The sequence below is a fragment of the Ruegeria sp. CJ9 genome, assembly GCF_056536625.1.
In genome coordinates, this window is sequence record NZ_JBQFPY010000001.1 from 744,610 (window position 1) to 758,466 (window position 13,857).

The 13,857-nt window shown below is 58.4% G+C and carries 12 protein-coding genes; 2 read left to right on the forward strand and 10 right to left on the reverse strand.

All coding sequences use genetic code 11. From position 1 onward, the window contains the following. Positions 1-33 precede the first annotated feature (33 nt). Positions 34-375 carry a DUF427 domain-containing protein gene (locus ACR0AJ_RS03720; protein ID WP_170348062.1) on the forward strand — a complete coding sequence of 114 codons (342 nt, stop codon included), beginning with the start codon at positions 34-36 and terminating at the stop codon, positions 373-375. Between the two features lie 57 nt (positions 376-432). Here ACR0AJ_RS03720 and ACR0AJ_RS03725 read toward each other — a convergent pair whose 3' ends face one another. Further along, a complete protein-coding gene (locus ACR0AJ_RS03725; protein ID WP_480740120.1) occupies positions 433-1,053 on the reverse strand; it encodes a hypothetical protein in 621 nt (206 codons plus the stop codon). 219 nt (positions 1,054-1,272) lie between these two features. Here ACR0AJ_RS03725 and ACR0AJ_RS03730 point away from each other — a divergent pair, with 219 nt between their 5' ends. Beyond that, positions 1,273-2,637, forward strand: coding sequence for a DUF3179 domain-containing protein (locus ACR0AJ_RS03730; protein WP_170348058.1), 1,365 nt, complete (start codon positions 1,273-1,275; stop codon positions 2,635-2,637). Here ACR0AJ_RS03730 and ACR0AJ_RS03735 read toward each other — a convergent pair. The 9 genes from ACR0AJ_RS03735 to ACR0AJ_RS03775 form a co-directional block, all read right to left on the reverse strand. Then, the gene (locus ACR0AJ_RS03735) at positions 2,634-4,319 is read right to left on the reverse strand and encodes a chloride channel protein (protein WP_170360248.1); all 1,686 of its coding nucleotides are present in this window, start codon (positions 4,317-4,319) and stop codon (positions 2,634-2,636) included. The two genes, ACR0AJ_RS03730 and ACR0AJ_RS03735, sit on opposite strands and share 4 nt — an antisense overlap. Positions 4,320-4,419: 100 nt before the next feature. Beyond that, a complete protein-coding gene (gene recN / locus ACR0AJ_RS03740) occupies positions 4,420-6,069 on the reverse strand; it encodes a DNA repair protein RecN (RefSeq protein ID WP_480646126.1) in 1,650 nt (549 codons plus the stop codon). 35 nt (positions 6,070-6,104) lie between these two features. After that, a complete protein-coding gene (locus ACR0AJ_RS03745; RefSeq protein WP_170348054.1) occupies positions 6,105-6,947 on the reverse strand; it encodes an outer membrane protein assembly factor BamD in 843 nt (280 codons plus the stop codon). 127 nt (positions 6,948-7,074) lie between these two features. Then, positions 7,075-7,995 (reverse strand): UDP-3-O-acyl-N-acetylglucosamine deacetylase, encoded by a 921-nt coding sequence (lpxC, locus tag ACR0AJ_RS03750; protein ID WP_170348052.1) that lies wholly within the window; start codon positions 7,993-7,995, stop codon positions 7,075-7,077. Positions 7,996-8,208: 213 nt separating this feature from the next. Next, complete coding sequence (gene ftsZ, locus ACR0AJ_RS03755) at positions 8,209-9,819, reverse strand: cell division protein FtsZ (protein ID WP_170348050.1); 1,611 nt, start codon at positions 9,817-9,819, stop codon at positions 8,209-8,211. Positions 9,820-10,168: 349 nt separating this feature from the next. Beyond that, positions 10,169-10,585 (reverse strand): hypothetical protein, encoded by a 417-nt coding sequence (locus ACR0AJ_RS03760; RefSeq protein ID WP_480740122.1) that lies wholly within the window; start codon positions 10,583-10,585, stop codon positions 10,169-10,171. After that, positions 10,572-11,906, reverse strand: a complete 1,335-nt coding sequence (ftsA, locus tag ACR0AJ_RS03765) for a cell division protein FtsA (RefSeq protein WP_480740303.1) — start codon at positions 11,904-11,906, stop codon at positions 10,572-10,574. The genes ACR0AJ_RS03760 and ftsA overlap by 14 nt, the downstream gene beginning before the upstream one ends. 8 nt (positions 11,907-11,914) lie before the next feature. Beyond that, positions 11,915-12,916: a cell division protein FtsQ/DivIB gene (locus ACR0AJ_RS03770; protein WP_170532759.1), complete on the reverse strand. Its 1,002-nt coding sequence runs from the start codon at positions 12,914-12,916 to the stop codon at positions 11,915-11,917. Next, positions 12,904-13,827, reverse strand: coding sequence for a D-alanine--D-alanine ligase (locus ACR0AJ_RS03775; protein ID WP_480704063.1), 924 nt, complete (start codon positions 13,825-13,827; stop codon positions 12,904-12,906). The genes ACR0AJ_RS03770 and ACR0AJ_RS03775 overlap by 13 nt, the downstream gene beginning before the upstream one ends. Positions 13,828-13,857 lie beyond the last annotated feature (30 nt).

A 13,857-nucleotide genomic window follows, 5' to 3' on the forward strand; every position in this document is an offset into this window, starting at 1 on the left:
AAGAGAGGCCGAAAATAAGACGAGGGAAGAAAAATGGTTGAGATCACAATCCGCAGAGCTCCGGGCAAATGGAGCGTTCGTTCCGGTGGTGCCGTACTGGGTGAAAGCACTGGCGCGCTGGAACTGATCGAAGGTGATCTGACTCCGGTGATCTATTTCCCCCGTACCGATATCGCGATGGCCTTTCTGGATAGCACCGACAAGATCACCCACTGCCCACACAAGGGGGATGCCTCGCATTTTTCGATCGTCAACAAATCCTCGGTGACCGAAAACGCCGCGTGGAGCTATGAAACCCCCGTTCCCGCCATGGCCGAGATCAAAGGTTATGTGGCCTTTTACCCGGTTGAATCGGTGAAGGTAGAGCAGATCTAGCGAAAGACCTTTCCGACGCTCTACCTACTGTTCAATCGGGTACTCTTCCCAAAAAGCTTATGGTCGGGCCTCATGAATAACTCGACAGGTTGTTTGCGATTTTGGAGTTTTGTCACGTACTTGTTTCTTCATGCTTGCCAACCTCTTGGCCACATTAGATTCGCATGCCAAAATTGCAGCTTCCTGTGCCTCAGTCCGGTCTGAGAACCTCCATGAATACCCAAAAGAGCCGATATCTGAGATCACGAATGCGCCCGATGAAGGTGGAGCGTTTTTCTTTTGGTATTTCCGGAACTCGGTGTTTCCATCCTGGCTAAGTGTGGTGCCCTCAAATGTCGGATCATAGTCTTTTGGCACTATAACAGCATAAACCGCGCACGTATCCGGGTATTCAGAAAGCAAACGGCAATCTCTTAGGCTTTGCTCTTTCGCGACAGCAAGCGAGTGACGGTTGGCAACCCAACCACTGCTGTTTTGTCCAGAAACAACAAATGCCGCAAAATACTCTTTGGTTTTAAACTCTCTGAACCTGGATTTTTGTCGTTTCGACAGTTTTTGATCCATCAAAACAGAAGTTTTCTTGGAAGATTTGTTAAGCTTTATCTCAGCAGAAACAGCCGGGACTGTGACCGCATTAACCGCACCCAGCAAAGCAGCCAACCTAAAGTAAAATTTCACGCACAGGCCTTTCCGATTCTCACGTAGGAAATTCTAATATTGATGGTTTCGAAGCTTCTTTCCAGAAAGAATGCTTTGTTGCTCGCAAGGTAAGATGAAACGAGATTTTTCTTAAAACGTTGGCACCAATTTAGGTATGCTTCTTTCCCTCACGCACCTGTTGCATGCATGTGAACAGCGGCCGATGCACACTGGACATGGACACCATCGGAGGATGCCATGTCGATCACGCGCCGCAGTTTCACTGGTATGCTGGCCGCAGCCGCATTGCCCAACGCACTTTCAGCACAGCAAGACCCCGTGCTTGAGGCCGTGAGGTCCACCTTGTACGGCAGCAGTTCTGAATTCAAACAGGGCATGGCCTTTCTGGTGCAGCGTGGCAACCCGGATGTAGTCCCGGCCCTGCTGACCGGAATGCGTTACGGAGGGCGACGTACCGACGAAATCGCCGAAGTGATGCAGACCCTGACCGGTCAGAACCTTGGCACTGACTGGTTCGATTGGATGTTGTGGCAGGAAAAGAACCCGCAGGTGGTCCCGCACTCTTCGTTGATTCCGTTCAAGCGTGAGGTTCTTCTGGGGATTGACCCGAATTTTGACGACTTCTTGCGCCCAAAATACCTGCAGCGCGACAAGATGAAGATCCGGCTAGAGGAAATCACCTGGGGCGGCGTTAGCAAGGACGGCATCCCGTCGCTCGACAATCCGGCACTGATCTCGGCCTCAAAAGCCAGCTACATGAAAGACGACGATCTGGTCTTTGGCGTCTCGATCAATGGGGATGAGCGCGCCTATCCGCTGCGGATCATGGGGTGGCACGAGATGTTCAACGAGGTGATCGGTGGCGTCCCCGTAGCGCTGGCTTATTGCACGCTGTGCGGGTCGGGTATCTTGTTCGAAACACAAGTGGCGGGACGGCGGAAACCGTTTGTCTTTGGATCATCTGGTTTCCTGTACCGTTCCAACAAGCTGATGTTTGATCGCGAGACGCATTCGCTGTGGAACCAATACACCGGAAAGCCGGTTGTGGGCCCGCTGGTCGGCAGTGGAATCACGCTCCAGCAGCGCCCGGTAGTGATCACCACATGGGAAAGCTGGAAGTCCTCACACCCTGGCACGCGCGTCCTGTCTCAGAATACCGGCCATCGGCGCAACTATGGCTCCGGCGTGGTCTATCGTGAGTATTTCGCCTCGCCCGAACTGATGTTTCCAGCACTGGTTGACCAATCCGAACATCGGCAGAAAGACTATATCTTCGCTATCCGCCAGTTCGGTGCGGCGCGGGCCTGGCCTTTGGATGCGTTTAGCAAGACGCGCGTGATCAATGACGCGATTGCCAACCGGCCGCTGGTTCTGATCGGCAATCCCGACAAGCGCGCGGTACGGGCGTATGAACGCAGCTCGCACCGGTTCACCGCGTCCAACGGCGGCCTGGTGGATCAGACCGGACAGAAATGGACCATGACCGAAGAGGCGTTGATCGGACCAGACGGAACTCGCTTGCCGCGTGTGGCTGGACATATCTCTTACTGGTTTGCATGGGACAATTATCTGGGCGACGCGGCAACGGTCTACGACGGTTAGGAATGTTCCTCGGCCGCCGTGGCGGCCAGCGCCCGGTTATAGGCCTTGAGCGCGTCGATATGAAAGAGCGCACCAACCGGGGATTCGTTACCCTCGTCGTCAATCACCACAACCGGGATGCAAGGGATGTCGTCGTGGTCGAAATAGGGCATCGCCGCCTCAAGCGTGGCACTGGCCTGTACGCATAGCCCCTGCTCTATCAACTCCTGTGCCTTTTCTTTGGTGATCGAGCGCGGGTCCCCAATCGGGCGCATCACCGCCCCGGTGCGCAACATCGCCAACAAATAGGCCTGTGGTCCTGCGGCCAGATGAACATCGCGGCGCTCCAGCTGAGTCAGGAAGAACGACCGGTCCACAAGACGCGAGGCCAAGGCTGTCGACATCGAAACCGAGACCATCACCGCAATTCCGATCTGCCAATCTCCGGTCAGCTCAAAAACGATCATCGTGGTGGAAATCGGCGCACCCAGCACTGCGGCGGCCACGGCACCCATGCCCGCAAAGGCATAGAGCGTATGGGTCCCGGACACATCCGGCAACAGCCCGGTGGCGATTAACCCAAAGGCCAATCCGGTCAGAGCGCCAACCATCAGCGAAGGAGAAAACACACCACCGCCCATGCGTCCCCCCATGGTGATCGCCAAAGCAACTGTTTTTATCACGGCAAACAAGATCGCGACAGTCAGGGTCAGATCGCCAGTCAGGGCACGGATTGTCGTTTCATATCCGACCCCGATGATATGCGGAAACCAGATCGCTAGCAGTCCCAGCATCGCACCGGACACGGCGGGGCGCAGCCAACGTGGCAGCGACAGGCGATTTTGAACGTGAGTGCCGATGTCCTCGGCAAAGAAGATCGAGCGCATCAACAGCAACGACACCAGCCCGCAGATCAGCCCAAGGATCAAAAAGGCTGGCAGCTCCACATAGAATTGCAGCGAGCCCGGGGTTTCCAGAACGAACTCGGTTACATCTCCGTATTCCAGCCGGTTGATCACCGTACCCGCGACCGAGGCGATAACAATGGGTGCAAAGGCGTGCACAGCAAAGTGGCGTAGCACCACCTCAAGCGCGAATAGCGCCCCAGCGATGGGTGAGTTAAAACTGGCTGAAACCGCCGCCGCCACAGCGCAGCCCAACAGATCGCGGCCGGTGATGCCATCCGCGTGGATACGGTCACTGACCCAGGTCGAGATTACCCCGGCCATATGCACCACCGGGCCTTCCCGCCCGGTTGACCCGCCAGTGCTGAGCGTGATCAGCGAGGCAAAGAACGAGGCGATCCCCGCCTTGCCCTCGACCCGGCCATTGGTCAGCGCCGAACCCTCGATCACGTCTGCGACCGAGCGTACGCGCCCGTCATCGGTGAATCTGTGCAGGATGACACCAACAATAAGACCGCCGATGATCGGCGTAATCAGGATCAGGAACCACGGCAATTTCTCAGCATGGCTGTGCAGCAACAGGATATCGTCTGTGTCGTAGACATAGGCCTGCAGCGACCGGATCGCCTTGCGGAACCCAAGGGCCATAAACCCTGCCGCAATCCCAATTGCCAACGCAATGAACCAGAACTGAATCTGGCTAGGCCCACGTCGCAACATAACCCGCCATGCATCCTTCATCGCGGCCAGAGCCTGATTGAGCTGGTTGCGCAGAACGGTGCGGGTCGTTTGGGTCATTGGCACTCGGGGATCAAGGTATATTCCTTAGTAAGCCACGGAGCCCCCTTATAAAAGTAGGATCGCGACGGTTTGAAAACCGGAAAGCGGCAAATTTAACTCAGGCGTCCAACAATGCGCGGGCGGCGGCGCGCGCCTCGTCCGTGATGGTGTCCCCTGCGACCATCCGGGCGATTTCATCCACACGGTCTGGTTCGGCCAGCGGAATAACGGTGGACAATGTCTGCCCGCCAGTTACCTGTTTTTGAACCCGCCAATGATGCGCCGCGCGGGCGGCAACCTGCGGCGAGTGGGTCACGACCAGAACCTGCCCCCCCTGTGCCAAAGATGCCAGACGGCGACCCACCGCATCAGCAGTCGCCCCACCGACACCCCGGTCGATTTCATCAAAGATCATAGTGCGGGCGCTATCGTCGCCGGTCAGACACACTTTGAGCGCCAGCAAAAACCGGCTGAGTTCCCCGCCCGAAGCGATCTTATTCAGTGGGCCAGACGGAGCGCCGGGATTGGTGGCAACGGTAAAGGCCACCGCATCCACCCCCTCAGGTCCGGGATCGGCGCCCGTGATTTCGGTTTGAAATACCGCACGCTCCATCTTCAACGGTGCAAGCTCGGCCATCACGGCCGCATCCAATTGTCCGGCCGCCTGTTGGCGCGCGGCGCTAAGTGCGGCGGCGGCGTTGTCATAGGTTTCCTGTGCAGCCGCAACCGCAGCACGCCGATCCGCCAAGTCGGCGTCACCTGCATCCAGCCGGGTCAGTCGATCACGCAGCGTGTCGGCAAAAACCCCCAAATCGTCAGGCACCACATCATGCTTACGGGCCAACGCTCGGATGGCGAAAAGACGTTCTTCTGCGGCTTCAAGCTCAGCCGGGTTAAAATCCAAAGCTTGAAGGCAGGCGCTCACCCCGTCCTGCGCTTCACCCAATTCGATCAAGGCGCGCCCCAATGCGGCTATCGGGGCCTCAAGCTGCCCGCCCGCATTGTCGGACACGCCTTCCAACCACCGCACCGCGTCAGACATCGCCACCTCGGCCCCATCTGCGCCCAACAGGTCAAAAGCACGGGCAACGTCATCGCGAATGCGTTCAGCCCCTTGCATCATGCGCCGACGGGCATCCAATTCAGCATCCTCACCGGGCTGAGGGTCCAGCTTGTCCAACTCGGCAACGGCGTGGCGCAGAAACTCCTCCTCGGCGCGCATGGCGGCCAGCGTCGCCTCGGTCTCGGCCAAATCCTTACGCGCGCGGGACATATCCATCCACGCCGCACGCACAGCTGCCAGAAGGTCCTCTACCCCCGCATAGTCATCCAGCATTGCCCTATGCCCGCGCGGGTTCAGCAACCCGCGATCATCATGCTGGCCGTGCAGTTCGATCAACGTCTCGGACAGGGCGCGCAGTACCTCACCGGAACAGCGCCGGTCATTGACCCAAGCGGTCTTGCGTCCCTCGGCTGTATTAACCCGGCGCAGGATCAGTTCCTCACCACCAGGCAAGCCTGCCTCGGCCAGAATCGCATGGGCGGGGTGGCCATCTGGCAACTCAAACTCGGCTACAACCTCCCCCTGCGCGACGCCTTGCCGAACCAATTCAGCCCGCCCTCGCCAGCCCAGCACGAAACCCAGCGAATCCAGCAAGATCGACTTGCCCGCCCCGGTTTCACCGGTCAATGCGTTCAAACCCGGCTGAAACGTCAATTCCAGCCGGTCAATGATCAGCATGTCGCGGATATCAAGGGCGCGCAGCATCGGGTCTTAGCGTCCCACGCCTTTAGCCATGACGATTACAACCACTCACCTTTGATGGTCTGACGGTAGATGGTGCTTAGCCAATTGTTTCCACGGCTCTTCAATTCCAACCCACGCGAGGTCAGCAATGCATAGCCCGCATCGTACCATTCCGACGATTGATAGTTGTAACCCAAGATAGCACCGGCTGACTGCGCCTCATCCACCAAGCCCAGCGACAGATAGGCTTCGATCAGACGATACAGCGCCTCAGCTGTGTGGGTTGTGGTCTGGAAATCTTCGACCACGACACGGAATCGGTTGATTGCAGCGGTATAGTGATCCTGACGCAGATAATAGCGCCCGATCTCCATTTCCTTACCAGCAAGATGGTCGAAGGCCAGATCGAATTTCAGAACCGCCGACGTGGCATATTCGCTATCAGGATAAACCTCGATCACTGTGCGCAGAGATTGCAGCGCCTGAAAAGTCAGCCCTTGGTCGCGGCCAACCTCGTCAATCTGGTCATAGTAGCTCAGCGCCAAAAGATACTGCGCATAGGCTGCATCTTCGTCTGTTGGATAAAAGTCGATATAGCGCTGCGCCGCCGCCCGGCTTTCTTCATAGTTCTTGTCCGTGTGGAACGAGAACGCCTGCATGATCAGCGCGCGCTTGGCCCAATCCGAATAGGGATACAAACGCTCAACTTCCGAGAAGTACCACGCCGCATCATCCGAGCGATTCTGCGACAGCTCAAACTCGCCGCGTGTGTAAATCTGTTCTGGCGTAAAGCCTTCCAGGTTCTGATTGCGGTCTGCGCCTTTTCCGCCGCATGCCGTCAAAACTGCTGTCAGAAGAATCGCGCCTGCGAGCCTGACTGCCGCTTTGGTGCCAACCATTCCGCCTATCCTCGTCGTATTGCTTATCGGGGCACGCCCCTGATTGGCCTTTGGTCTAGCATAGATAATTCCGGGGCAAAACGCCTTAGTACACTCACTAGCGGAATTGTCGGCAGAGTTGATCCAATCAGGCGACTTCGGGGATTTCGTCCCAAACAAGGCCCTGGCCCGGCAGACGCGCGGCCTGTTCGGGGGTACACAGGACCGGACGCACCGCACCAGGTGTTTCAAACAGCTTGCGCAGCAGCGTGTTGGTCATCGCGTGGCCGGATTTGTCGCCAGTGAAGTGACCCAGAATCGGGCCTCCCGCCAGGTAAAGGTCGCCCAGAGCATCCAGCATCTTGTGGCGAACAGCCTCATCCGCATGGCGGAAACCGCCAGGGGTCAGAACTTCGTCACCCTGTACAACGACAGCGTTTTCCAGCGTCCCGCCCAAGGCCAGGCCGTTTTCGCGCATCGCTTCAACGTCTGTGCGGCGGCAGAATGTGCGGCAATCGCTAAGCTCACGCGCGAACGAGCCGTTACGCATGTCCAGCGTTTTGGTCTGATTGCCAATTGCGCCGTCTTCGAAATCAATGTGGAAATCGATGATCAACCCATCCGCAGGCGCGATTGAAGCGCTGGCGCCTTCGCGCGTAGCTGTGACGGGCTTGAGAACTTCGAACGCAAGAACGGGGCTGGCCTGACGACGTACACCCTTGGCCATGATACCGCGCACGAAATCAATCGACGACCCATCCATGATCGGAACTTCGGGTCCGTCAATCTCGATCAGCGCGTTATGCACGCCGCATCCGGCGAGCGCGGCCATGATATGTTCGACGGTCGACACCGAAACATTTGCATCGTTCACCAGACGGGTGCAAAGCGGCGTCCGCTCGACCACGTCATAGATCGCGGGGATCAGCGCATTGCCCAGCTCGATATCCGTCCGTTTGAACCAGATGCCGTGACCGGCGGCTGCCGGTTTCAGGACCATCGTCGCAGGCTTGCCGCTGTGCAGCCCGACGCCTGTAAACGTGATCGGAGATTTGAGCGTATGTTGCAAGGTGAACCTCGGTGAGTGGTGTCCGGCCTTTTCGGTCCGTGTTGGACACTCACCTAAGGAAGCAAGCGTCAAGGCTCAACTCACTCTTTGTAACTGAATGAAACATGAATGTAACAGATCGGCAAAAGCCTGCTTACATACAGTTAAAGCCGTGTATTTCAAAAGAAAAGGGTCGCCAAAAGGCGACCCTAAGTCGTTAATTTGTTACCGTGATCAGTTGGCCTGACGACGCAAGAAGGCGGGAATTTCGATCCGATCCTGATCGGGGTCGGCCTCATCATGCGCAGGTGCCGTAGCGTCAGCTTGGCGCATCGGGGGCTGCTGGCGCACCGGCTGTGCCGGCGTATCGGCGGCGTGGCCGGTCATCCGGTCGATCAGGCGGTTAAAGCCGAACCGGGAACGATCCTGCCCTTCAGCCTGCGGTGCGGGGTCCGGTTGCGGTGCCTGTGGGCGCGGCGCCGCATACCCACGTTCAGAGGCCGGGACATTTTGTACAGCGGCCTGCAAACGTTGCAGCGCTTCGGGCGACGGTGTGCCTGCGGAGTGCTGTGGCTGCGGTGCTACAAAGCTTTCCGCCGCGGGTTCAACCGGTTCAGGTGTCGGCTCGAACTCAGCCACGCGGGGCTGATAGGCAGGGGGTGGCAGACCGTCATCGTCACGCTCCACCTGCGGCTGCGCCGGTTCCTCGGCGGTTTCGAACAGCGAAGGTTCACGGTTCACTTCTAGCTGGGGCGCGGGCTCCGCCACTTCGGCCACAGCAGCGGGGGTCTCATCCTGCTGCGCCTCTTCCGCAGAAACGGTACGGGTCAGCGGCTCGGACATCGAGCGACGCGCAACCGGAACGTCGACGGGCTTTTCGCTGGCGTCGATACCAGTGGCCACAACCGACACACGCATACCGCCTTCCATCACGGTATCCAGGGTCGAACCGACGATGATGTTGGCCTCGGGGTCAACTTCCTCACGAATGCGGTTGGCCGCTTCGTCCAACTCGAACAGGGTCAGGTCGTGCGAGCCGGTGATGTTGATCAGCACGCCCTTGGCACCCTTGAGGCTGATTTCGTCCAGCAGCGGGTTGGCAATCGCCTTCTCAGCCGCCTGAACCGCGCGATCTTCACCGGTGGCCTCACCAGTGCCCATCATCGCCTTGCCCATCTCGTCCATCACGGCACGAACATCAGCAAAGTCGAGGTTGATCAGACCCGGACGGACCATCAGATCAGTCACACCTTTAACGCCCTGATACAGAACGTCATCCGCCATCGAGAATGCCTCGGTGAACGTGGTCTTTTCGTTGGCCAGGCGGAACAGGTTCTGGTTCGGAATGATAATCAGCGTGTCGACAACCTTTTGCAGCGCCTCAACGCCGTCTTCGGCCTGACGCATCCGCTTGGCGCCTTCAAACTGGAAGGGTTTGGTGACAACGCCAACAGTGAGAACGCCAAGCTCCCGCGCGGCCTGCGCGATGATCGGCGCCGCACCCGTACCGGTGCCACCGCCCATACCAGCCGTAATAAAGCACATATGTGCGCCAGCCAGATGGTCGACGATCTGCTCGATGCTTTCTTCGGCCGCCGCAGCGCCCACGGTCGGACGGGCCCCTGCCCCCAGACCTTCGGTCACTTTCACGCCCAATTGCACCCGCGCCGAAGACTGGCTTTGCTGCAGCGCCTGCGCATCAGTGTTGGCGACGACAAAATCAACGCCGTCCAGCTGTTTCTCAATCATGTTGTTGACAGCGTTGCCGCCCGCGCCACCAACGCCAAATACTGTAATCCGAGGCTTCAGTTCGTCGTGCCCGGGCATCGAAAGATTCAATGTCATGCTCTGTCCGCCTGTTTTATTGACCCGCCAAAGCGGTGTTTTTCTTACCTATCCGCTTACAATCCTACCGGTCCAAACAGCAAAGGTCACGCCAAAAATCGCCGAATCCCACAAAATATGGAGGAAATAAGGCAGTCGTCAGCGGTATTTTGCATTCATTGCCAGATGTTGCGGATTGAACTCAATCCACCACAAAGCAAGCGACACACGCGCCGCAGTCAACATGCACGCCACTTGAGGGATTCACTGATTTTTAAGATGCGGAAAACTGCTCAGGTCCTGCCGCAGGGCCTCTGACGGGCCTTGTGGATATCTTGCGGGATAAGGCCGCTGGCTGCAACCCATTTCTTTAGCTAATTGGGGTACTTGGGCAATTCAAACCGTCTTCGGTAATGCTGCGCACCTCTTGAATTTCGCGTCGGTTGAAGTTGGCAAGTCGCACCATAAGGCGGCCTTCGTGCTGAAAGGTCCACCAGCATACCGGCACGTCATCCGGGTCATCATCGTACAAAAAGCAGATCTGACCATTGGGTGTAGTGATCTGCCCATAGACACAACCCCGCCCCTCCATCCGCCAGACAGACATTTTGGGGCTGAGAAATTCCTCGGTCCCCACCAGAAGGCCGCTGGGATAGTCGTAAAACGTAACGGTTTTACCCTGGACAGCAGCCAGAAATGCCTCAGGCGGTATCCGTGTCTGGGCGTGTGCGGTAAGCGGGGATGCAACGACCAGCGCCGCAACGCCGACCGCTTTACCAATTGTCACGGAACCAGCGCATGGCGCGCTTGAAAGGTCGCGCGGCATAGGTATCGACCGGAATTTCGAAATCCCACCATTCGTCCTGCGGATGCGCAGCGAACAGGCTAAGCCCCACCGCTGACGAAAACCCCGGGCCTGTCGCCGATTGCGGCAGACCGTGAACACGCAAGGGTCGACCCAAACGCACTCGCTGGCCCAGAATGCGGGTCGCGAGGCCATCCAACCCCATGATCTGACTGCCGCCGCCTGTCAAAACGATCTGCTGGCTGGGCATATGTTCGAACCCGGCTGCATCCAGACGCACGCGCACTTCTTCCAGAATCTCTTCGACACGCGGGCGCATGATACCGATCAACTCGGCCCGACTGACGGTGCGGCGGTCGTGTTCCCAATCACCGGTATCACCACCAATATCGATCAGGTCGCGGTCGTCAGCGCCAGTCGCGTGGACACCTCCGTCAAAGGTCTTGATCCGTTCGGCCACAGCCGCCGGAACACCCAGTCCCATCGAGATATCGGCGGTCACGTGGTCGCCGCCCATACGCACGCAATCGGCATAGATCATGTGTTTTTTCATGAAAATCGACACGCTGGTTGTACCGCCACCCATATCGATACAGGCGGCACCCAACTCTTGTTCGTCCTCGACCAGGGCCGAGACGCCAGACACGTAGGCCGAGTTCGCGATCCCCGCCAGTTCCAGATCGCAGCGTTTGATGCAGCGCACGATGTTCTGGATCGCGACGGCATCGACGGTCAACATGTGCATGTCGACCGCAAGGCTTTGGCCCATCTGCCCGCGCGGATCGATCAGCCCCGAGCGGTTATCTAAGGCAAAATTCACCGGCTGGGCATGCAACACTTCGCGCCCCGCCCCGTAATCGGGCACGTCGCAAGCGTTCAAAACACGGCCAACCTCGGCCTCGGACACAACCTGACCTTCCAGATCAACCTGAGCGTCCAGACCATAAGAACGCGGGTTCGCGCCCGAAAAACAGGCGATTACGTGATCCACCCGGATATCAGCCATCTTCTGCGCCGCCTGCAACGCGGTACGGATGGCGCGTTCGGTTTCCTGCATGGCAGTGACTTCACCAAACTGCACACCACGCGACCGCGTGGTCGCAGCGCCAATCACCCGAAATCCGGTCTGACCGGCCAGGGACCCGATGCTGTTATCTTCGCTCAAGCGGTTTGCGCCATCGAAGCGCAGCACAAGGCAGGCAATCTTGGAACTGCCAACATCCAGAATGGCGACAACACCGCGTTGCATCGCCTGCCTGCGCATCTGCCGCATGGCCCGTTGGGACTGATAAAGATCGGTCATCATGTTCGTTACTGCCCGTTACCCACTGTCACTTTTGTATTCCACCAGTCTTCGCTGGCAGCTTTGGTCATTCTTATTGTCGGGCGCTGCCCAAGCCGCATGTCCACCACGGCCACGTCACGCTCCAACAGGTCCTGCACTTCGTTCACGGCAAGCACACGTTCCAACGCGCGCACCGGGCGTTCGGTTGGCAACATGATGCGTTGGCCGCGGTCCAGAACCAGATCCCAACGTCGCTCGCCAATCCGCACCAGACCGCGAACCCGGCCACCCAAGCTGCGGGCGGTGGTCACCAGTTGCAACGCCTCGGCCACATGGGCATCCGCACCCTTGCCTGCGATCAGCGGCAGGTTGGTGTGTTCCTTACGCGAAGCGATGCGTTCCACATGCGCGCCGGTTTCATCCAACAGTTCGATCCCGCGGCGCGTGCGCCAGACGATGACGGGCTGACGCTCTTCAACATCCACTTGCAAGATACCACCAGGGCGCACCCGGACCGAGGCGGATTTGACCGGGTCCAGCCCGGTGATCGTGTCGCGGATCTGTTCGACATCCAGATCCCAGGAGCTTATCGGGAAGTCCAACGGCACCACTTCGCGGATGTCTTCAGACAGATTGGTGCCCGCGCCATCAATCGCCATCAGATTGACCATGAATTCAGGCCGCTGCTGGATCGAGGTCTTGATGTCGGCCACATAGGCCACCACAGCCTCGCGCCGCTCGGCCGAGCCGAAATAGATCCCGGCCGCAGCGCAGAGCGCGAATATGGGCAAGCCAACCCGCAAACCCCGGCGCACACCCGGCGTCAGCATCCAACGCTGCAATCGGTAATTCAGCCGCGACGGAGCCGGATCAAACCGTTGCGATTTGCGACCGAACAGCTTGACCCCACTCAGCCGCAACTTTGGCTCCGACTCGGACCGCGCGCCCGAGCCAAAATCTGCATCCGGTCCGGCCAGCGGCTTTGATCGGTGGATCACCGGCGCACGAGTGGCCCTTAGCGGTCGCATGAGGCGTCCTCCACCATCCACGCGCAAAGCTGGCCAAAGCTCATGCCGAAATGCTCGGCCTGTTCTGGCACAAGCGACGTTGGTGTCATCCCGGGTTGCGTGTTGGTTTCCAGCAGGAAAAGCCCGTCAGCCCCCATGCCGTCATCCCAACGAAAGTCAGTGCGGCTTACCCCCTTGCACCCCAACGCATCATGGGCGCGCAATGCGTAATCCAGACAGCGGTCAAAGATGTCCTGCGGGATTTCGGCTGGCAGCACATGCCAGGACCCGCCTGGCTTGTATTTGGCGTCATAGTCGTACCAACCACCATCGGTCATGATCTCGGTCACGGTCAGGGCGCGGTCGCCCATCACGGTCACCGTCAATTCGCGACCCGCGATGTATTTCTCAACCATCACGAATTCCGGCATATCCTCAGACAGCTGCGGAGGGCCGTTCGATCCTTCATGCACGATATAAATGCCGACGCTGGAGCCTTCGTTATTTGGCTTGGCGACATAAGGAGGTTCCATCACATGAACCTCGATCACCTCGACCTTGGGCACGATCACGCTGGGTACTACGGGCAGACCTACGGCCTGATACACCTCTTTGCTGCGTTGCTTGTCCATCGCCAGCGCCGAAGCCAGCACGCCGGAATGCGTGTACGGAATCCGCATCCACTCCAGCAGACCCTGCACGCAACCATCCTCACCCCAGCGGCCATGCAGGGCGTTGAAAACCACATCTGGTTTGATGTCTAAAAGGCGCGCGTAAAGGTCTGGACCTGCGTCCAGCTCTACTACTTCAAAGCCTTCTCCCCGCAGGGCGGCTGCGCATTCGCGCCCAGAGCTGAGAGACACCTCGCGTTCCGCCGAGGGGCCACCCATCAATACCGCCACTTTGGGGCTTGTCCTGCTCGACTTACCCACTTAGCGCCTCAATGTCCCAGGACCTTATGT